The organism is Silvimonas iriomotensis (genome assembly GCF_014645535.1).
GTDB classification, from domain to species: domain Bacteria; phylum Pseudomonadota; class Gammaproteobacteria; order Burkholderiales; family Chitinibacteraceae; genus Silvimonas; species Silvimonas iriomotensis.
The window spans coordinates 1-20,167 of sequence record NZ_BMLX01000007.1; the positions used below are offsets into that span (position 1 = coordinate 1).

The 20,167-nt window shown below is 60.0% G+C and carries 17 protein-coding genes and 1 tRNA gene; 5 read left to right on the forward strand and 13 right to left on the reverse strand.

Annotation, left to right across the window (positions count from 1 at the left end):
* Nucleotides 1–393: 393 nt before the first annotated feature.
* The 10 genes from IEX57_RS21225 to rplU all read right to left on the reverse strand — a co-directional run bounded on the left by IEX57_RS21225 (nt 394) and on the right by rplU (nt 11,570).
* On the reverse strand, nt 394–1,533 hold the full coding sequence (locus IEX57_RS21225; RefSeq protein ID WP_373285220.1) for a THUMP domain-containing class I SAM-dependent RNA methyltransferase: 1,140 nt from the start codon (nt 1,531–1,533) through the stop codon (nt 394–396).
* Between the two features lie 1,040 nt (nt 1,534–2,573).
* Nucleotides 2,574–2,930, reverse strand: a complete 357-nt coding sequence (locus IEX57_RS18150) for an MmcQ/YjbR family DNA-binding protein (protein WP_188706225.1) — start codon at nt 2,928–2,930, stop codon at nt 2,574–2,576.
* Nucleotides 2,931–3,063: 133 nt separating this feature from the next.
* Entirely contained in the window at nt 3,064–5,880 is a 2,817-nt protein-coding gene (locus IEX57_RS18155; RefSeq protein WP_188706227.1) for an AAA family ATPase, read from the reverse strand.
* On the reverse strand, nt 5,881–6,591 hold the full coding sequence (locus tag IEX57_RS18160) for a hypothetical protein (protein WP_188706229.1): 711 nt from the start codon (nt 6,589–6,591) through the stop codon (nt 5,881–5,883).
* Between the two features lie 11 nt (nt 6,592–6,602).
* Nucleotides 6,603–7,253, reverse strand: coding sequence for a hypothetical protein (locus tag IEX57_RS18165; RefSeq protein ID WP_188706231.1), 651 nt, complete (start codon nt 7,251–7,253; stop codon nt 6,603–6,605).
* 28 nt (nt 7,254–7,281) lie between these two features.
* Nucleotides 7,282–8,553: a hypothetical protein gene (locus IEX57_RS18170; RefSeq protein WP_188706233.1), complete on the reverse strand. Its 1,272-nt coding sequence runs from the start codon at nt 8,551–8,553 to the stop codon at nt 7,282–7,284.
* Between the two features lie 60 nt (nt 8,554–8,613).
* Entirely contained in the window at nt 8,614–9,483 is an 870-nt protein-coding gene (locus IEX57_RS18175; protein ID WP_188706234.1) for a beta-1,6-N-acetylglucosaminyltransferase, read from the reverse strand.
* On the reverse strand, nt 9,480–10,661 hold the full coding sequence (gene obgE / locus IEX57_RS18180; protein WP_188706236.1) for a GTPase ObgE: 1,182 nt from the start codon (nt 10,659–10,661) through the stop codon (nt 9,480–9,482). Before obgE ends, IEX57_RS18175 begins: the two co-directional genes overlap by 4 nt.
* A gap of 294 nt (nt 10,662–10,955) precedes the next feature.
* Nucleotides 10,956–11,237 (reverse strand): 50S ribosomal protein L27, encoded by a 282-nt coding sequence (gene rpmA / locus IEX57_RS18185; protein WP_184102148.1) that lies wholly within the window; start codon nt 11,235–11,237, stop codon nt 10,956–10,958.
* 21 nt (nt 11,238–11,258) lie between these two features.
* Nucleotides 11,259–11,570, reverse strand: a complete 312-nt coding sequence (gene rplU, locus IEX57_RS18190) for a 50S ribosomal protein L21 (protein ID WP_188706238.1) — start codon at nt 11,568–11,570, stop codon at nt 11,259–11,261.
* A 278-nt stretch (nt 11,571–11,848) separates the two neighbouring features.
* Between rplU and ispB the strand changes: the two genes are divergently transcribed.
* From ispB to IEX57_RS18210, 4 genes are all read left to right on the forward strand, one after another.
* Nucleotides 11,849–12,811, forward strand: coding sequence for an octaprenyl diphosphate synthase (ispB, locus tag IEX57_RS18195; protein WP_188706240.1), 963 nt, complete (start codon nt 11,849–11,851; stop codon nt 12,809–12,811).
* Between the two features lie 78 nt (nt 12,812–12,889).
* Nucleotides 12,890–12,966: transfer RNA gene (locus tag IEX57_RS18200), tRNA-Pro, on the forward strand.
* 201 nt (nt 12,967–13,167) lie between these two features.
* Nucleotides 13,168–13,830, forward strand: a complete 663-nt coding sequence (locus tag IEX57_RS18205; RefSeq protein ID WP_188706242.1) for a phosphatase PAP2 family protein — start codon at nt 13,168–13,170, stop codon at nt 13,828–13,830.
* Nucleotides 13,831–13,920: 90 nt separating this feature from the next.
* Entirely contained in the window at nt 13,921–14,583 is a 663-nt protein-coding gene (locus tag IEX57_RS18210; RefSeq protein WP_188706244.1) for a VC0807 family protein, read from the forward strand.
* A gap of 59 nt (nt 14,584–14,642) precedes the next feature.
* Here IEX57_RS18210 and IEX57_RS18215 read toward each other — a convergent pair whose 3' ends face one another.
* From IEX57_RS18215 to IEX57_RS18225, 3 genes are all read right to left on the reverse strand, one after another.
* Nucleotides 14,643–16,037 (reverse strand): 4Fe-4S binding protein, encoded by a 1,395-nt coding sequence (locus IEX57_RS18215; RefSeq protein WP_188706246.1) that lies wholly within the window; start codon nt 16,035–16,037, stop codon nt 14,643–14,645.
* A gap of 223 nt (nt 16,038–16,260) precedes the next feature.
* Nucleotides 16,261–16,593 (reverse strand): cupredoxin domain-containing protein, encoded by a 333-nt coding sequence (locus IEX57_RS18220; RefSeq protein ID WP_188706248.1) that lies wholly within the window; start codon nt 16,591–16,593, stop codon nt 16,261–16,263.
* A 131-nt stretch (nt 16,594–16,724) separates the two neighbouring features.
* Nucleotides 16,725–17,264 (reverse strand): iron transporter, encoded by a 540-nt coding sequence (locus IEX57_RS18225; protein WP_188706250.1) that lies wholly within the window; start codon nt 17,262–17,264, stop codon nt 16,725–16,727.
* 286 nt (nt 17,265–17,550) lie between these two features.
* On the opposite strand from IEX57_RS18225, the gene leuS reads away from it, so the two are divergent.
* On the forward strand, nt 17,551–20,166 hold the full coding sequence (gene leuS, locus IEX57_RS18230; protein ID WP_188706252.1) for a leucine--tRNA ligase: 2,616 nt from the start codon (nt 17,551–17,553) through the stop codon (nt 20,164–20,166).
* Nucleotide 20,167: the final 1 nt, after the last annotated feature.

The following is a 20,167-nucleotide window of genomic DNA, read 5'->3' on the forward strand; positions in this document are numbered from 1 at the left end:
CAGGCACCCACACTCATCGGCTGTAATTTGTTAAAGATCGTTTGCCACATCCACTACGAAACCTGCTAGACTCTTCGTTTTCGCTGTTTCGCTGTTGTGTCTGCAGCGGAGAAACCGAACTATACGGGCCTCCCCGACACCCGTCAACACCTTCCTGCAACAAATTTCCCGCCTTCTCGACAAGAGACTGATCCGTAAGGAAATTCGGATTTAATTTCATTTCAGATTTGTTACGTGATGATATTTCAGGCCCGGATTTGTGTTTGAAACAGGCGTGTGATGCGCCCGCTGCATCGCCAGAAACAAGGCAAACCAGACAAAAAACAGAAAGGCCGCCCTTGTGGGCGGCCTTTCTGTTTATCCGGCGTACAACATATACATATATATGTGCGCTCAGCTCTGGCGATTGGAACCTGCCACTACCTTGAACTCATACAGCCGGCAATCGAGCGCACCGTTATAAACCGGGATGCGCTTGGTGGCGTTCAGGCGGATGAGTTTGGGCAGGCGCAGATCTGCCGTCAGCAGATAAGAGTTCCAGCCGGTGAAACGCTGTTTGAGGGCGTCGCCCAGTTGCGGGTAGAACTCGCTCAGTTGTTCCTGCTCTTCCAGACGTACGCCATAAGGCGGGTTGGTGATCAGTACACCCTCGGTCGCAGGCGCCTGGGCCAGCAACACGTCCCCGACTTGCACCTTGATCTTGCCTTGCAAGCCTGCGGCTTCAATATTGCGCAAAGCGATATCCACGGCCTGCAGATCACGATCGCTGCCTGTGATCGGGAATGGCAAGTCGGTTTTGATTGCGGCTTCGGCCCGCGCCTTGCAGTCCGCCCAGGCTGCGGCATCAAATGCAAACAGCTTTTCGAAACCGAAATTGCGCAGGCGACCCGGCGCCAGACCCAGCGCAATCTGAGCGGCTTCGATCAGGAACGTGCCGCTGCCGCACATGGGATCAAACAGCGGACGATCACCATGCCAGCCCGCCAGACCCAGCAGGCCGGCGGCCAGGTTTTCCCGCAGTGGTGCTTCACCACTATCCAGACGGTAACCGCGCTTGAACAGCGGCTCGCCCGAGGTATCTATATACAGGGTGGCCAGACGGTCCGTGAGGAACACCTGAATACGGATATCCGGATTATGGGTATCCACACTGGGGCGCTCATCATTGATGGTACGGAACACGTCGCAGATCGCGTCCTTGATCTTGAGCGCGACAAAATCAATGCTGCGCAGGCCGCTGTGTTGCGCGGTCACATTGACCTTGATGGTGCGTGAGACGTCAAACAGCGACGGCCAGTCGATGCGGGTGGCAAGGCGGTACAGATCGGCCTCGTTCCGGTACGCCCGCTCGTCCAGTTGCAGCAGAATGCGGCTGGCATAGCGCGAATGCAGGTTGACCGCGTACATCAGATCAACATGCCCCTCAAATGCGACCCCACCCTCGCCGGCCAGTACGGCCTGGGCGCCGAGTTGTTCCAGCTCATCGGCCAGCAGACGCTCCAGACCACGCGGGCACGGCGCGTAATAGTGCAAGGTAGCTTGCCAGTCGAAAGACTGGGGGCGGGTAATGGTGCTGGTCTGGCGCGCTGCGCCGCCGCCGGGTGCCGGGTGACTGAAGCCGCCACGCGCCTGCTGGGCGTTGCCCCGGTCGAAATCACGCGGACGCTCGTTGCGTTCAAACCGGCCACCTTCAGCACGGTCTTCACGGCGCGGACGGTCGCCACGATCAAAACCACCGTCCTGGCGACGCGCCGGGCGATCACCGAAAGATTCACTACGTTCGAAGCGGCCACCACCGGCACCCTCTTCGCGACGCGGACGATCTGAGCGGTCGAATCCGCCGTCCTCACGCCGTGGCGGGCGATCACCGAACGACTCATTGCGCTCAAAACGGCCGCCACCAGCGCGTTCATCCCGGCGCGGGCGATCTGAGCGGTCAAACCCGCCCTCATCCCGACGCGGCGGACGATCGCCAAACGACTCATTGCGCTCAAAACGGCCACCGCCGGCACGCTCATCCCGGCGTGGGCGATCTGAGCGGTCAAACCCGCCCTCATCCCGACGCGGCGGACGATCGCCAAACGACTCATTGCGCTCAAAACGGCCACCACCGGCACGCTCATCCCGGCGTGGGCGGTCATCAAAATTGCGCTCGCCGCGCGGGCGGTCAGCGTCGAAGCGTTCACGCGGCGGACGATCATCATCCCGGCGGAATCCCCCTTCCGGCTTTACGCGTGCACGCGGGGCCTGGCCACTAAAGCTGCGTTCCTCACCGCCATGCCGACCGCCGTCCTGGCGATCATCGCGCCGGAATGCCGGACGATCACCTTGCGGACGGTCGCCACGATCGGGGCGATCGCCCTGGTAACGCGGCTTGTCGTCCCGGCGCGCACGGCCTTCGCCACGCCCTTCACCCTCCTGGCCACTGCGCCAGGCTGGATCATGCTGGTACGGCTTTTGCGCCTGCCCACCGGAAAACGCAGCGGCCCGGCCTGCGGGGCGCGCTGCGCGGCGGTTGCCACCAGCACTTTGTTCTGCCGGCTTGGGCGGCAACTTCAGGGTTTTCTTGTCAGTCATTGTGATTGATCCGGTAAAGGCAAGGTATGGCGTACTTTGGCGGGCAGTTTGTCACGCACCAGTCGCCAGGAGGTATTGATGAGCGCGGCCAGTTCTGTCGCTGGCAGCGTATGAGTGTTGTCCAGGGCGATCCAGCCATGCCGCGCCAGATACGGCGCCGGGCTCACACCAGGACGGTCGGTCAGTTCCAGAAACCGGTCTTTGCCGACTTTGACCGCAAGATGGCCGCTATCAAGGCTGAGCACCGCAAACATTTTGCCGGCGACCGACCAGACTTCCCGCGTTTGCCATTTGATATCGCGGGTTGCACCGGGCAAGGCGGCGCACTTTGCCCTGAATTGATCCAGATTCATCGCTTTTCTTTATGCCCCGCCTGCACCACGCAGGACAGGTGTTTTGCTGATATCTATCCAGTTTAGTGGCAATCCGGCGCGATGGCAGGCGCCTGCTGAATGGTCGGCACTTCACCGGCCATGCAGCAAAGGGTTACTCCGCTGTGACCGGCGCGCGCACGCGCCGGCGCGTTTGTGCAATCACCGGCGCCCAGGTTTCACCTGGTTGCTTCTTGCGCGTGGTCAGCGTGAGTTCACTTGGGCCATAGACGTTGGTGTTATGCGTCAGCGGCGTGGTGATCAGATATTGCGCTTGCGTTGCTTTCAAAAAGCCACCGACGCGGTCAATGTTAAAGATGTCCAGGTGGGCAAACGGCTCATCAATAAACACAAAGCCGGACGGGTTGGCGTCATCCATCATCAGGCCGATCAGCATGATCAGGGACTTCATCACCTGCTGGCCGCCCGAGGCTTCGCCATCGTTCAGGCCCATCATGCCTTTCTGGTCAAAGTTGAAACGCACGGTCAGGCCGGCCTGGGACAAGATCAGATCATCGTTTTCCAGGTGCGGCAGGTCGGTTTCGACATCAATACCAGAGAGCTCGCCCAGGCGCTTGAGGTTGCGGCCGTACTCCCGCACGGTAGCCTTGAGTTTGTTGATGTAGGCGCCGCGCGCTTCGTCGGTGAGTTGTTCGGTACGCTGCACTTCGTTGCGGTGCGCGTGGGTGTCGTGCTCCAGCGCGTTGTAGTCGTCGGCCACTTTGTCGCGCCGGGCGAGAATGGTCGGATCGGTTTCCCATTCCATTTGCGCCAGACGTTCACGTTCACGCTCGACCATATGCTGGACTTCGCGCGCAGAGCCATATTTGTCGCGCAGTACACGCAGGCGCTCGGCGCTGCGCACTTCGTCCGGCATGGCGGCGCGGGATTTGCGCAAATCATTCACGCGGCGTGTTTGCTCGTCGCGCTGGCGGGCCAGTTGCTCCAGCTCGGTGTTGACTGCGCGGTCCAGCTGCTCGCGGCGATCCTTGAGTTTCTCGTAACCCAGGCGCCCTTCTTCACGCAGTTTGCGGGCTTCGTCCCAACTGGCCTGGGCCATTGCCATGGCGGCGCCGGCTTCTTGCACGCGCTGTTGCTCGGCCGGCCAGCGTTCTGCCACGGCGGCGAATTCTTCCTGGCGTGCGGCCAGTTGCACCACCGCCTGCATACCCATGAGTGATTGTTGCAGCGCCGAGATATCGCGCTCCAGTTCGACCAGTTTGCCTTCGTCATCCAGCAGTTGTTCGTTCAGATCGCGCAGGCGGCGTGTGGTTTCGTTCAGGCGCGACTGGCGGGCGGCCTCGCCAAAGGCGTAGTCGCCCGGGCGCGCCGAAATGTCGCGCGCGCCGCGGCGTTCCTTGTGGTAGCCATCGCGGGTAATCCAGTCGCCATCCAGATGTTCGCCATCGGCCACGGATTTTGCCCGCTGCGTGCGGTTCAACAAACCCACCAGCCAGCCCGGTGCGTCGGCCTTGAAGTCGACCACTTCCAGAATTGAATTGCGATTGGCACGTTCCACCGGCTCGCGCTCCGGCACGATGAAATGGCGGTATTTCAGTTGCTGCCCGATGCCGAACGCTTCTTTGCGATCACTGGCGCGGTTAAGCAAGATGATATGACGGTACGGCGCCAGCAACGCTTCGACCGCGTCTTGCCAGCTGTGGTCGCGCACTTCCACGATCTCGGTCAGCAACTGGTGCGCGATGCCGGCTTCATCCAGCGCCGCGCGCATGCGGTTCACAAAGTCCGGATGCGGCTGACGGCCTTGCTGCAGGGCAAACTGGGCTTGCGCCAGCTCCTGACGTTCGTCCTTCATCAGCTTGATCGACTGCTTGAGTCTGGCGGCGGACTCACGCTGTTGCGCCAGTCTGTCGTTGAGCGACACGCCATCTGCGCCATGCTCGGCTTCGGCCAGCTGGCGCAGGCGCTCGGCCTCTTTCATGGTTTTTTCGCTATCGCGCGCGGCATCACGCGCCACCTGGAACGTGGCATAAGCCTCATCGTGCTCTTTGCGCGCGGCCTCTTCTTGCGACTGGGCAGATTCCTGCCCGCCGGCAATGGCGCGATACTGCACATCCAGCGCGTCCAGTTCGTCCTGTTTCTGGCGCAGGCTTTTGCGGGCGCCGCGGAACTGGTTGATATAACCGCGCAGGCTTTCCCATTGCTCAACATACTTGAGCGCGGGCACCGCTTGCTGTTCGAGTTTTTCGATATCGTCCTGCAGCGAACGCCATTCCAGATAATTATTGCCGCGCAGCTTGAGGCGCTCGACATCCAGCCCGACCTGGGCCAGTTGCTGCTCCATCTTGGCCAGTTCGCCCTCGGCTTCTTTCAGCCGCAGCTTGGCTTCGGCGTAGTGATCCAGCACTTGTTTGTCGCCAAACACCTGGAACACCAGTTCCAGCAACGCCTTGGGCGAGTATTCGCACAGTTTGTCGGTATCGCCCTGTTCCAGCGCCAGCACTTCGGCAATCGCCGGGGTCAGCCCGGCTTGCTCCAGCCGGCGCTTGTATTCGTTGACGCCCAGCCACTGCAAGGTGCTTTCGGTCTGCGCATCCAGCGTGACATCGCCCTCGGCAATGGCGTACTGGCGCATCCAGTCGCCACCTTGTTTGCGGATACGGCAAAACAGCGTGACCACTTCACTGGTCGCCGGGAAAAACAGCGTGGGGAACAAGCCGCCGGCCTCGCGGCGCGGGTTGGATACCACGCCGCGCAGCCAGGCGTAGTTTTCGCGGTTGTTGCGCACATAGCGTTTGTAGTCACGCCGGCCCGAACATTTAAGCGCCAGCAACGTGCGCAGGGCATCAAGCAAGGTGGTTTTGCCAGAGCCGTTGGGGCCGACAATGGTGACAATCTGGGCATCCAGCGGCACGCGGATGGCGCGCCAGAAGTCCCAGTGGATCATTTCAAGTTCGCGGATCTGGAACATTTAAACTTCTTCCCCCGCGGCGGTTTCGGTCGTGTCTTCGGGATCATCTTCGCTGCTGCCATCTTCATCGACCGCAATGCGGGTGCCCGTCAGCTTGAGCACTTCGGCCAGCGCGCCTTCGATAATGCGGGGTGCGAGGCGGGTGTAATCGATCATCAGATCCAGCAACGGCCCTTCGTGGATCATCTTGTTGCGGCGGATCACAAAACCCAGTTTGGCCAGTTGCCCCAGGTTCATGGAAAAGCGCGACTTGCCGCCCAGCTTTTTGCCAAAGTCGGCATACACCGCATCTTCCGGCACACCCGTCGCCACTTCTTCACCGCGCACAATGGGTTTTTCCGTGCCGAACATGTCAGTTTGCGTGTCGCCCGCGGCAGAAGCGCGGGCAATCTGGCGTTCGCGCTTGGGCAAAATGATCAGCGCCCAGACCACAACCAGCAGCGCAATGGCATCGCGCGGCAAGCCCATATTGTTGGACAGCCAGTTCTCGCCCTCGCCAAAGACCCAGTCTTCCATCTCTGGCTTCAGGCCCACGGCAATGTGTTCGGCGTAGGGGTTTTCCAGCAACTGCAGGCCGCACTCTTCCAGCCGGCGTTCCAGGCTTTCACGAAAGGCTTCGTCAATCAGCGCGCGGCGCGCCAGCGGGTCTTTGCGGGGAATGAAGCGGTGCGCCAGCAGGCGCGCCACCAGAATGTTCAGGGCTTGATCCATGTAAATCCGGGTTAGCGTTTCAGCAGCGTCGCAATCTGGCCTGGTTTGCCCAGGAGCACGCAAGCCAGTTGTTCGCACAATGCCGGGCCACACTCTTTGGGCTCGATCACGATGCTGTCTTCGCGCAGTTCATCCAGGTTGCGGACGGTGAGCTTGATGCGCCCTTCTTCGTGCAGGCCTTCAAAGCGCACACGCGTAGGGAGCACAGGCTCGATGTTGACTGTAAAGCGCACCGCGCGTGCCTCGGCATTGCGGGTGATTTTTTCTTCAAGCCGGCAGCCCAGCTGCCACAGCTTGTCTTTCAGGTAATTGGCTTCTGCCTGCGAGGTGTAACTGGCCACCAGCGCTTGCGGGGCTTGCCAGATCACCGCAAATTCAAGCATTGCGGCCACTTCTGTGGCGTCGATGCGTTTCGTGCGCAGATCAGTCGCGGCTTTGTCAAAGGTCAGGCCCGCCCACTCGCCCACGCCCCAGATCAGATACCGGTGCGAGTTGGCCGGGCGGATCACCTTCAATTGTTCGGTGAGCTCGTAAAAATAGCTGAACGCACGGCGCAGGCCTTCGTCCACCTCACGCTGTTTGCGCTCTTGCTCCTGGCGCAGTTGTTCGTGATCAATTGCCTGTGACTGCGCTTGTTGCTTCAAATCATCAAGAAGACTCATGACTGGTCCTGGATACACTCGGATACAGTCATGATTTTACACCGTCTAACGGCCGTAGACTGCCACGTGTCAGCGTGGCGACATCCGGGTGATCTATTTCGTCCACAACATCTTCGGTCACCAGGGCCAGCGGCAGCTTCACGAGGTCCGCCACCACGCTCTGTTCCAGTGCGGCCTCCTGGTCGCCCAGCAAAGACAGCAGCGAGAGGCGGTAAGCGGTTTCCGGGTAGGTGTCGGCCAGCACGGCGCTGGCAAGAGAGGTTTCCAGGTTGATACCCTGGAGCAGTTCAAACAACTCTTCCGCGTGGACCAGGCGTTCGGCCTCCAGCGCGGTAACGGAGGGCGAGAACTCGGATGCGGGTAGTTCGCCTTCGACGATCTGTTCGCGCTCACGCTCCAGCAATTCGAACTCGGTCACATCCAGCAAGATGTCCGAGACCGCAAATCCGGGCTCGGGATGGAACGTCAGCAGATCACGCCCCAGACCCGCCAGTTCTTCTTGCGAGCGATCACGCAGCCAGTCGGCCACGTTGGTCGAAGTCAGGCCGGACTGGCCCAGGTGCACGCGCTGTGCGCCCAGTTCCGCAAGGCGGCGCTGGAACACACTGGTCATGCGCAACATGCGGCCCTGCGCCAGCGCAATGGCTTGTGCCACCTGCTGAACATGGCGCTCGCCCGATTCGTCTTCCAGCACTGAGCGGACTACTTCCGTGCCCTTCTCGACCCAGTTCCACACGCTTTGCAGCTTGGCGCGCGCCTTGCGGATCTGGAATTCCGACTGCGATTCCAGCGCTTCTTCAAAGTCGGCGTGCAATTCATTGAGGCGGGCGTGCAAGTGCTGCAGGGATTCGGGCGAGACATTGCCCACGGCCTGACCGGCCGCCACCTGCGCGGTCAAATAGCCAAGTTCCGCGTCGCCATCGGCAAACTGGGTCAGCGTGGCAATGGCGGCCAGCGCGATCCGGGCCGATTCAGACAGACTGTACAAGCCTTCATCGCTATCCCACACCAACAGCCCGTTTTCACGCAGGCGCTTGAGCACCGTGTCGCGCTTGACCGGGTTGATGTACGAGAAATGCGTTTCCAGCTCTTGCGGGCTCCAGCGCGGGGCATCTGCGCGTGAGCCAATCACCCGCAGCATCAAAAGCCGCACCATGACTTCGTCTTCGCCACCGCGAAAGAGTGTGATCAGCGCGCCGACCGATTCGCGCGCGCGCAAGAGGCTCGCCAGCGGCGCCAGATCAGCCGGGTTAAACCCGGGCTGGAAAAACTCGGCAAGCGGAGATTCTGTAGATTGCATGCGGGCGGTGTTGGCACAAAGGGCGCATTTTACGCGCTTGCACGCGTTTCATGGGCCTGACTAGACAGAGTGTGTGATGTTCAACGCCGCATCAAGGGCGGCTGCGGCATCACCATCGGGCGAGAACTTGCGGGCAAACAGGGCCGGGCTGGCGATCAGTTGCGGCACGTCGGCCGCCGTGAATTCTGCCGGCGACCAGGCGTTTTCTTGCCAGCGCAACTGATGCAGATTGTGCGAGGCCAGTTCCGGGCCACAAGCAGTGGCCATCAGCACGGTCTGGACAAACATTTCGTCGGGCACCAGCGTGCTGCGGAAAAAGGCCGGCACCTGCGGGTGCTGATCCACAAATCCGATGAGCGCTTTGCAGGCCGATTGCGACAGACACCACCATTGCGAACCCGCCCAGACGCGCGTCAATGGCGCGGGTAGGCTGCGCCGCAGACCCAGCCGGTTCAGGCCACGCTGCAGTTTTTGCAGGACTTTGCCGGGACGTGTGCCGTTGAGTTGTTCCGGGAAATACGCTTGCCAGCGGTAGCGCACATCAAATTCATCTTGCGCGCGCAGATCAATAAACCCTGCGGCAGTGGCCCGGGTAAGCCAGGCGCTGATGTGTTCGGTGGTCTTGATGGGGTAATCGGCGCCGGACAATAACTGCGCCCAGTCAAAGCCATCCTTGAGCGCAGCGCGAACCAGATCCAGCGTTGCGTCCACCAGAGAAAACCCGCCCCAGCGACAGGGGCGGCGGGCAATAAAGGTGACCGCTGCCGTTGCCGGCATGGCTGCCTTGATCGCATCAAAAGTAGCTTGATCCGTTCTGGCGTCGATATGCAGATAGCAACGCACACCAGGCGCATTCAGGCGCGCGACCAGCCGGCCCAACTGGGCAGGCTGGCCATGCGCCAGGATCAGATACGCTACGGAGAGGCTCAAGCCTCGTCGCCGTCCACGTGACGCAGCGCGGCGGCACATTCTTCCGGCGTCAGACCTTCGCAGACATTGGGCGTCGGCGTCGGGGCGTGATCGGCAGCGTGGGCGGCCTCTTCCTTGCGCATGGCGCGCACGGCATCCAGGTAATCCATGATCGCCCAGGTCAGTTCTTTACAACCATCGCCAGTCAGACCGGAAATGGTGAACATGCGGCGCTGCATCGGATCAAACGGCTTGTACGGGTCCGGCTCGCCGCCATCCCAGCCGTATTCCTTGAGGAAGTTCGCCACGCGTTCGGCGCGCTCTTCTTCCGGCACCATGTCGAGCTTGTTCAGCACCAGCCAGCGCGGCTTGTCGTGCAGTTCTTCATCGTACTTGCGCAGTTCTTCTACGATTGCATTGGCTTCTGCCACCGGATCAACGCCTTCATCAAACGGCGCCAGATCAACGATGTGCAGCAGCACACCCGTGCGGGTCAGATGCTTGAGGAAGCGATGACCCAGGCCAGCGCCTTCCGCGGCGCCTTCGATCAGACCGGGGATATCGGCGACCACAAAGCTGCGGTTGTCATCAATACGCACCACGCCCAGATTGGGGTGCAGTGTGGTGAAGGGGTAATCGGCCACTTTGGGTTTGGCGGCAGATACAGCGCGGATGAACGTGGACTTGCCGGCGTTGGGCATGCCCAGCAGGCCGACGTCGGCCAGCACTTTCAGTTCCAGTTTCAGTTCACGACGCTCGCCTGCTTCGCCCGGCGTGGTCTGGCGCGGGGCGCGGTTCACGGACGACTTGAAGTGGATGTTGCCCCAGCCGCCCTTGCCGCCCTTGGCCACGCAAACGCGCTGACCGTTGTGCGTCAGATCGGCAACGACTTCTTCGGTTTCAGCGTCGACGATCACCGTACCGACCGGCATGCGCAGTTCAATGTCGTCACCGGCGGCGCCGTAGCAATCGGCACCACGGCCGGACTCGCCATCCTGCGCCTTGTATTTCTTGACGAAGCGATAGTCTACGAGGGTATTGATGTCTTCATCCGCCACGGCCCACAGGCTGCCGCCACGGCCGCCGTCGCCGCCATCGGGGCCGCCACGCGGAATGAATTTCTCGCGGCGCATACTGGCCGACCCTTTCCCGCCTTTACCGGCGATGACTTCAATTCTGGCTTCGTCAATGAATTTCATGGTGAATTCTGCTTTCCAGTGAGGGGTTAGGCGTGAACGGTATTCACAGAACTGGCCGCCTTGTATGCGGTCAGCGCCCCAAAAAACCGCAGCTACCCAGGCTACGGGTATGCGGATGCTAAAACATTATATAAATAGTGCCGCTTTTGACGGCAACAACGGCAAACATCAAACAAATCAGTCCAGTTAGCCGGATACACTATCCGGTTGACTGGCAGATGGGCTACAAACCCTGCCCATAAACAAAAAGCCCCATCACAGGACAGGGCTTTTTTGATCCGTCATCGTTGTTGCTTAAGCAACTTCGATCACTTCACCTTCGTACGGTTCGATGAACACGGTGCGACGCTTTTGCGCGCCCTTGATCATGAACTTGACGTAACCGTCAACCAGCGCGAACAAGGTGTGATCCTTGCCCATGCCAACGTTGGTGCCCGGGTGGAACTCGGTACCGCGTTGACGCACGATGATCGAACCGGCGTTGATCAGCTCGCCACCGTAGGCTTTGACGCCCAGACGTTTGGCATGCGAGTCGCGGCCGTTACGGGAACTACCGCCAGCTTTTTTGTGTGCCATGGTTAGTTAGCTCCTGATGGATTACGCGTCGATGGAATCGATGCGGATTTCAGTGTAGTTCTGGCGATGACCAGCGTGCTTCTGGTAGTGCTTACGGCGACGCATCTTGAAAATGCGAACCTTCTCACCACGACCATGCGACACGACAGTTGCCTTGATGGCGGCGCCGGCTACCACAGGGGTACCGATCGTCACTGCATCACCGTTTGCCACCATCAATACTTCATTCAGTACGATCTGGCTGTCGATGTCTGCAGCAATCTGTTCTACTTTAAGTTTTTCGCCGACGACAACTTTGTACTGCTTGCCACCGGTTTTTACGACTGCATACATTTAACAAGCTCCAAAGAGTTTGCGCCCAAGAAACCGTGCCTTTGCAGACACAGCCTTCCCGCCCTTGCGGAAAGAATCGGCGACTATAGCGCGATCTTCTTTACCCGTCAAACACTTATCGCATTTCAAACGGCAAACCGACCCGCGGGAAAACCCTGGTCCACGCGGCCATCCGGCCTGCTTGCCCGTCTGAACATCAACGCGGTCGAAGAAAACGGCCGTTCCATGCTAAAATTGCGTGTTTATTCAATACCAGTTCAAGCGAGGCGCTCGTGGCAATGGAGTTGGTCAAATCGGTCGTCGACCAGGACATGACGGCGGTTGACGCCCTGATTCGCAAACAGCTCTATTCAGATGTCGTGCTGGTGCGCCAGGTCGGTGAATATATTGTTTCTTCCGGCGGCAAGCGGCTGCGCCCGATCATGGTGCTGCTGACAGCCCGTGCGCTGGGCTATCAAGGCGAGCATCACCACACCCTGGCGGCCGTCATCGAGTTCATCCATACCGCCACCTTGCTGCATGACGATGTGGTGGATGAATCTGCTCTGCGCCGCGGCCGCGAAACCGCCAATGCCCTGTTCGGCAATGCCGCCAGCGTGCTGGTGGGCGACTTCGTCTACACCCGCTCGTTCCAGATGATGGTGTCGGTCGGCTCCATGCGCGTCATGGAAGTACTGGCTGAAGCCACCAACATCATTGCTGAAGGCGAAGTGCTGCAACTGATGAACATCGGTAACGTCGATATCGACGAAGCCGGCTATCTGCAGGTTATCCAGTACAAGACGGCCAAGCTGTTTGAAGCGGCCTCGCGCCTTGGCGCCATTCTGGCCGGCGTGGATACCGCCACCGAAGCGGCCTTTGCCCGTTACGGCATGCACCTGGGTACGGCATTCCAGATTATTGACGATGTGCTGGATTACTCTGGCCACACCGAAGAAATCGGCAAGAACCTGGGCGATGACCTGGCCGAAGGCAAGCCGACCCTGCCGCTGATTTATGTCATGCGCCACGGTGCGCCTGAGCATGCCAACGCCGTGCGTGAGGCTTTGACGCACGCCAGCCGTGACCGTTTTGACGACGTCAGCCGCGCCATTCACGCCACCGGTGCACTGGATTACGCCCGGCAGATTGCAACGGCAGAAGCTGATCGCGCCAAGGCAGAACTGGAAGGCGTGCCTGACAGCCCGGCCAAGCGCGCCCTCCTGGCACTGGCCGATCTGGCCATTCACAGAAATAGCTAGAAACAGTTGACAGGCTTTAGGGCCGCAGACATAATCCCGTTTCTTCGCGAGCGGCACAGCTTGCGAAGTCACAGAAATCGGGGTGTAGCTTAGCCTGGTAGAGCGCTACGTTCGGGACGTAGAGGCCGGAGGTTCGAATCCTCTCACCCCGACCAGATTTCACGAAAAGCCGGATTCAGCGATTGCTGATCCGGCTTTTTCGTTTGCGTTGCGTCCAGCGCGGCCACAACGGCTTGCGAGATGGTTCACAATAGCAGCAGGCCAATCGCAAATGACTGGCTTTTCTTCTGGTTGCATTGCAACAATTACAGCATACGACAGTCAGACCATTCTTCGCCCCCTCCAACAGGACACTCATGGCCGCCTGGCAAATCTGGCAGATTGTGACCAACTTTGGTGATTCGGCGCTGTTGCTGCCGGTCGCCGCGGTGCTGGTTGGCTGGATGCTTTATGAAAAAGCCTGGCGCTGCGCCACGATCTGGCTATTGCTGTTCACCCCGGCACTGGCGGTGGTGCTTGGCGCCAAACTGGCCTTTCTGGGCTGGGGCATCGGGATCGAATCGCTGGATTTCACCGGCCCCAGCGGCCACACCACGCTCTCGATGGCGATCTACCCGACTCTGGCGGTGTGGATCGTGCAACGCATGCCGCCGCGCAATCATGGCAGCGCCTATCTACTGGGCTGGCTGTTCGCGCTGGTCATCGGTATTTCGCGGCTGGTGCTGCACAAGCACTCGGTTTCTGAAGTAGTGGCCGGTGTGGCGCTGGGCACGCTGGTCAGCCTGACCTGGACACTGTTGTCCGCGCTTGATTCGCGCCCGACCCATCATTTTGTGCTGGCCAGCGCCATCGTGATCATGGTGATGTGCGGGCTGCATGGCGAACGCGCCCCCACCCAGAACGCCATTGCCCGCTGGGCGATCGCCATGTCTGGCCGGCCGGTGGCCTACAACCGCTACACCGCATGGCCCAACAGCCCGTATCGCAAAATACGCTACATCGACCCCTGGGGCGTTTGATCCGTCTTTTTGCGCAGTTCGTCGCACAATCCGACAGGTATTGCGCCACCCCGCATACTGACGGCCATTACCCCTCCATCAGGCCGCATCATGAAGCTCTCTTTGCTGCAACGAATCAAACCCGGCGTTGTTGTCGAAATCCTGGTTAACTTCATTTTGCCCTGGCTGGTTTACAACCAGAGCCTGCCGCGCTGGGGCGAGCACAACGCACTGCTGGCCTCCGCCCTGCCGCCGGTAATCTGGAGCGCCGTCGGGCTGATCCGCCACCGCCGGCTGGATGCCATGAGCGCCCTGGTGGTGGCCGGCATTTTGTTGTCGCTGGGCGCGGTCATGCTGGGGGGTAGCCCGTCGCTGATGCTGATGCGTGAATCGCTGATCACGGGCGCAATCGGCCTGGTTTTCCTGGTTTCAGCCTTACTGCGCCGGCCGCTGACTTATTATCTGGCCCAGGCCGCACTGGCCCGCGAGCCAGGTTTTAGCAAAGCGCGCTTCGAGCAGTTGTTTATTGATGCCAATGGCCGCGTGGCCGGCTGGATGACGCTCATGGCGCTGGTCTGGGGCGGTGGTTTGCTGGCCGAGACCGTACTGCGCCTGTGGCTGGTCAAGGTTATTCCGGTCGCGCAGTTTTTGCTGGTGGCACCGTGGATCAGCTACGGCATTTACGGTGCGCTGGCGGGCTGGACCTGGTGGTACCGCGGACAACTGCGCCGCTCTGGTCGCGGCGTTGTCGGCCAGATCAACCCGGCCAGTTGAGCTCGAACACGCAACAAAAAAGCCCGTCATCCAGACGGGCTTTTTTTATGGGGCGCTGCTTACCAGCCCCAGAACATCAACCACCAGGTCAGATCGATCAGCGCCAGCGCCGCGATAAACACGGTCCACGCCGATGCCTGTCGCCACAGCGGTGCAGCGTACTGACGCACAATGCCGGCCGCCAGCCCCAGACTCCACAGATTGGCGAGCACCAGCATGGTGATGCGCACCGGGCTTACCCACAGCAGCGAGACGCCTTCGGGCTTGAGAATGGTGATAGAGGTTGCCGACAGGCCAAGGAACAAGCCACAGCCCGCCAGTGGAATCAGCCCCAGCACCAGATGGTGAAAGCGGCGCATCTGCCACGGCCCCAGCAAGCGGTTGGCGAGAGCCAGAATAGCGGTGAGCGCCGCGCCCATCACCAGCCCGACCGTAACAATCCAGGCCACCACCAGCGAACCATCCAGCAGCGTGAACACGTCATTTTGCTGCGGGTAATTGGTGAAGATGAACCAGGGCAGCGATTTTTCCAGCGGCCACATGATGTTGTGGTTGATCAGCCATTCCGCCAGCGTCTGCTTGATGGTGATCATCCACGGGCTGACCGTCCACTGGAACGCGCCAATAGCCAGACCCAGCATACCGAACAGCACCAGCACGCTTTGCCAGCGGGCATCTTTGGGTGGGCCGACGCGCACGACTTCTTCGTTGGGCGAGCGCACGGTCAGCGTGATTGCATCACGGTGGCTACTGCAGCGGCCGCACATATGGCAATCCGCGTTGCCTTGCATATCGCGCATCGGCACCATCGGCGCACAGACAATCGGGATCACTTTATGGCCGTGGTAGGACTGCTTCCAGGCTTCTTTGTCGACTTTGAAGTGAATGGGCGCCAGACGCGAGAGCATGTTGAACACGCCGTTGACCGGGCACAGGTATTTGCACCAGGCGCGGCGGTCACGCGCGTACAGAAAACCGATGATCATGGCGGCCACGGTAGAGCCGCCCAGCACCACGATCACCGCTTTGGGATATTGATAGACACTGACCATCTGGCCATAGATGGTGGTCCCGGCAAACGCGACAAACGGCCAGCCCGACCAGCGCATCCAGCGCGGCAGCGGCAGGTTCAGGCCAAAGCGGCTACTCCACTCTGACAACGCGCCTTCCGGACAGAGCACGCCACACCACAAGCGGCCGAACAGCACCATGGAGAGCAACACAAACGGCCACCAGATCCCCCAGAACAGGAACTGGGCAAACACCGTCAGGTTATTAAGGATACGTGCGTCTGAGTCCGGCAGCGGCCGTAATACCGGGAACACCAGCAAAGAGACGTAAAACACCACCACCACCCACTGCGCGGTGATGATGGCGCCACGGTGCTGCGCCAGCCAGTCAGCTGCACTGGCCAGTACCGTTTTCTTTGCCGGGATACTGCATCTTTGCTGCATTGCTGCCGCCTTCCTTCCAACCGTCATGCCTTGTGAGCGCACATCATAACGGCTTATCTGGTGAGAATGCTTAGCATTCTCCAGAAACAACCAGGTCTTGCTTGTCCAGGCGCCGCAAATCCGGGCCTGGGCAACGCTTGAAAAACACAAAAAACACCACCCTCATCACCCCGCAAGGCCAGCGCACATAGCGCAGCCAGCCCTTCAAGCGCCGGGTTCAGCATTATTTGGCGATGATCTTGCCCTTGGCCGTTGCCTGGTGAAAATCATCAAACCAGGTGTACTCACCCGGCGAGAGCGGCGCCAGGATCACGAACGAGGTCACGCCAGGGCCCAGTACCTTTTCCTTGCGCAGTTGCGTGCTTTCGAATTCTGCCGCCTGCGTGCCGGTGTTGGTCAGCACCACGCGGATCTTCTTGCCCGCCGGCACGGTCAACTCGGTCGGGTTGGCCTTGCCATCCTTGAACTCGATTTTGACTTCGTGCGGCTCATCGGCCATGGCCGTACCGGTCAGCGTCGCCAGGCCCAGGGCCAGTGCAAACAGGGTCTTGCGCATTGCTCTTATTCCTTTAACAACGTTCATGTCGGGGCGCGGCATGACAACGACATCGGGCTGCCGATTCAAGCACAAAAGGGCGCACAGCCTCGCTGCACGCCCATCTGCATTCCGTCAGCAAGACGGACCGATCAATAGCCACCCTTCTTGCCAGTACCGGCGAAGGTGAACTCGTAATCGTTGGTGATGGTTTCAAACCACGGGCCCACACCGGTTTCCTTGTCCACATGGCGGCCAAAGTGACCCATCGGGTTCTTGGACGGCGGCAGGATGGTCAGGTGCAGTTTGTACTTGCCCGGGCCAAACAGTTTCACGTTGTCACCGTAGTGCGGGCCATCGTTGGCCACCATGGCCATCATGTCGCCCGACACTTTCTGGTTGGTACCCACTTTGGTGACTTCATACTTCACCAGCAGTGCCGGCATCCATTCGCCTTCGGCAAAACCGTTGGGGTTGTTCTTCAGCGCGTGGATATCGGCCTCAAGGTGAATGTCCGATTCTTCCGCCTTGCGCATCATGCCTTCCGGGTCCATCTTGATCGGTTGCAGGTACACAGCACCGATTTCCATACCGCCCTTGAGCAGCGGCTTGCCAATCGGGTATTCAGCCGCGAAGGCCGAAGCAGTCAGGGTCAACGCAGCAACGGCGCCAGCCAGAATCGAAACACGCATTATTTGGATACCTCGTCAGAAGTTGGGTTTTCAGCGCAGGTGCGGTTATTGGACATGTAATGTATTGAGAAAGATTCTCATTTATAGCAATGATGCCTCACCAGTACAAAAGCCTCAAGCGTAAAAACGTAACATTCATATGCATTGCTGCAATTGCGACACCTGCGGGGCCTGTCCGGGGTGGTTTACAGGGCCGATACCGCAGTGCATCGTGCCCACCGTGACGCCCCTGCGCTCTGTCCGTATAATTCATTCCTTTTGACCGATTCATTTCCCGGACCAGGCCATGCAAGAGCAATACACCCCAGCGACCGTCGAAGCCGCCGCGCAAAGCGAGTGGGAACAACACCAGACCGACCGCGCGCTGGAAGATGCCAGCAAACCCAAGTATTACTGCCTATCCATGTTCCCCTATCCGTCCGGGAAACTGCACATGGGGCACGTGCGCAACTACACCATTGGTGATGTGCTGACCCGCTTCATGCGCATGAATGGTTTCAACGTCCTGCAGCCGATGGGTTGGGATGCATTTGGCATGCCGGCAGAAAATGCCGCCATCAAAAATGGTGTCGCCCCGGCCAAGTGGACGTACGAAAACATCGACTACATGAAAAAGCAGTTGAAATCGCTGGGTCTGGCGATCGACTGGGAACGTGAAGTCGCCACCTGCAAGCCGGACTACTACCGCTGGGAACAATGGTTGTTCACCAAGCTGTACAAAAAAGGCGTGATCTACAAAAAGAGCGGCATGGTCAACTGGGACCCGGTCGACAACACCGTGCTGGCCAACGAGCAAGTGATCGACGGCCGCGGCTGGCGCTCTGGCGCGCTGGTCGAAAAGCGCGAAATCCCGATGTACTACTTCCGCATCACCGATTACGCCGAGCAACTGCTGCAGGATCTGGATCAACTGGATGGCTGGCCGGAACAGGTCAAGACCATGCAGCGCAACTGGATCGGCAAGAGCTTTGGCGCTGAAGTCGCGTTTGATTACGACGTGGACTCCATCGGCGAAGCCGGCCAGTTGAAGGTGTACACCACCCGCCCGGATACGCTGATGGGCGCGACTTATGTCGCCATCGCCGCGGAACACCCGCTGGCCACGCTGGCTGCAACGGCCAAGCCGGAACTGCTGTCCTTCATTGCCGAGTGCAAATCGGGCTCCGTGGCCGAGGCTGACGTCGCCACCATGGAAAAGAAAGGCATGCCGACCGGCCAGTTCGTCATCCACCCGCTGACGGGCGACAAGCTGCCGGTGTGGATCGCCAACTATGTGCTGTGGGGCTACGGCGAAGGTGCCGTGATGGCCGTACCGGGCCATGACGAGCGTGATGCCGAGTTCTCCAACAAGTACCAACTGCCCATCGTGCAGGTGTACGAGCCGGTCGCCGGCGACGCCACCTTTGACCCGAGCACCTGGCAAGACTGGTACGGCGCCAAGGATGAGTCCGTCCGCACGATCAACAGCGGCAAATACAACGGCCTGCATTTCCAGGGCGCGTTCGACGGCATCGTCGGCGATCTGGAAGCCAGCGGCCACGGCACCAAGCGTACCCAGTACCGCCTGCGCGACTGGGGTATCAGCCGCCAGCGTTACTGGGGCTGCCCGATTCCGGTCATCCACTGTGCCGATTGCGGCGATGTGCCGGTGCCGGAAGACCAGTTGCCCGTTGTACTGCCAGAAAACGTGGTGCCGGATGGCCGTGGCAACCCGCTGGCCAAGATGCCCGAGTTTTACGAGACCACTTGCCCGTGCTGCGGCAAGCCGGCGCGTCGTGAAACCGACACCATGGACACCTTTGTCGAATCGTCCTGGTACTACGCCCGCTATACCTCGCCGGATGCACAAACCGGCATGGTCGATGACCGCGCCAGATACTGGCTGGATGTTGACCAATACATCGGCGGCATCGAACACGCCATCCTGCACCTGTTGTACGCGCGCTTCTTCCACAAGCTGATGCGCGACGAAGGTCTGATCCATACGGACGAACCGTTCCGCAACCTGCTGACGCAAGGCATGGTGGTGTGCGAAACCTTCTTCCGTGAGCACGCCGACGGCAAGAAAGACTGGTACGCCCCGGCCGATATCGACATCGAGCGCGACGGCAAGGGCAAAATCATCAAGGCCGTACTCAAGAGCGACGGCCAGCCGGTAAACGTGGGCGGCATCGAGAAGATGTCCAAGTCCAAGAACAACGGTGTTGATCCGCAAGCGCTGATTGAAAAATACGGTGCCGATACCGCGCGCCTGTTCATGATGTTTGCCGCCCCGCCGGATCAAAGCCTGGAATGGTCTGACGCTGGCGTGGAAGGTGCGTATCGTTTCCTGCGCCGTCTGTGGAAACTGGTGCACGACCATGTCGCGCAAGGTGGCCCGGTAGCCGCTTACGCCGGTGGCGAACTCTCGGCTGAACTGAAGGGCCTGCGTTTTGCCCTGCACAGCACCATCCAGAAAGTGGCCGATGACTATGGCCGCCGCAAGCAGTTCAACACCGCCATCGCCGCCGTGATGGAACTCTTGAACGCGCTGGGCAAGGCACAAATCACCGATACAACCGGCCGCGCCGTGGCGCAAGAAGTGCTGCAAGCCGCGACCTTGCTGCTCTCGCCGATCGTGCCGCATGCCGCCAATGCGTTGTGGTCTGAACTGCAACCGGGCACCCGCCTTGCCGAACAGGCCTGGCCGAAAGTGGATGAAACCGCACTGGTGCAGGACGAGATCGACATGGTGGTTCAAGTCAATGGCAAACTGCGTGCGACCATCCGCGTCAGCAAGGACGCCAGCAAGGACGCCATCGAAGCCATCGCCCTGGCCGATGAAAACGTGCAGCGCTTTGTTGAAGGCACGCCGAAGAAAGTCATCGTGGTGCCGGGTCGTCTTGTGAACATCGTCGCCTGAT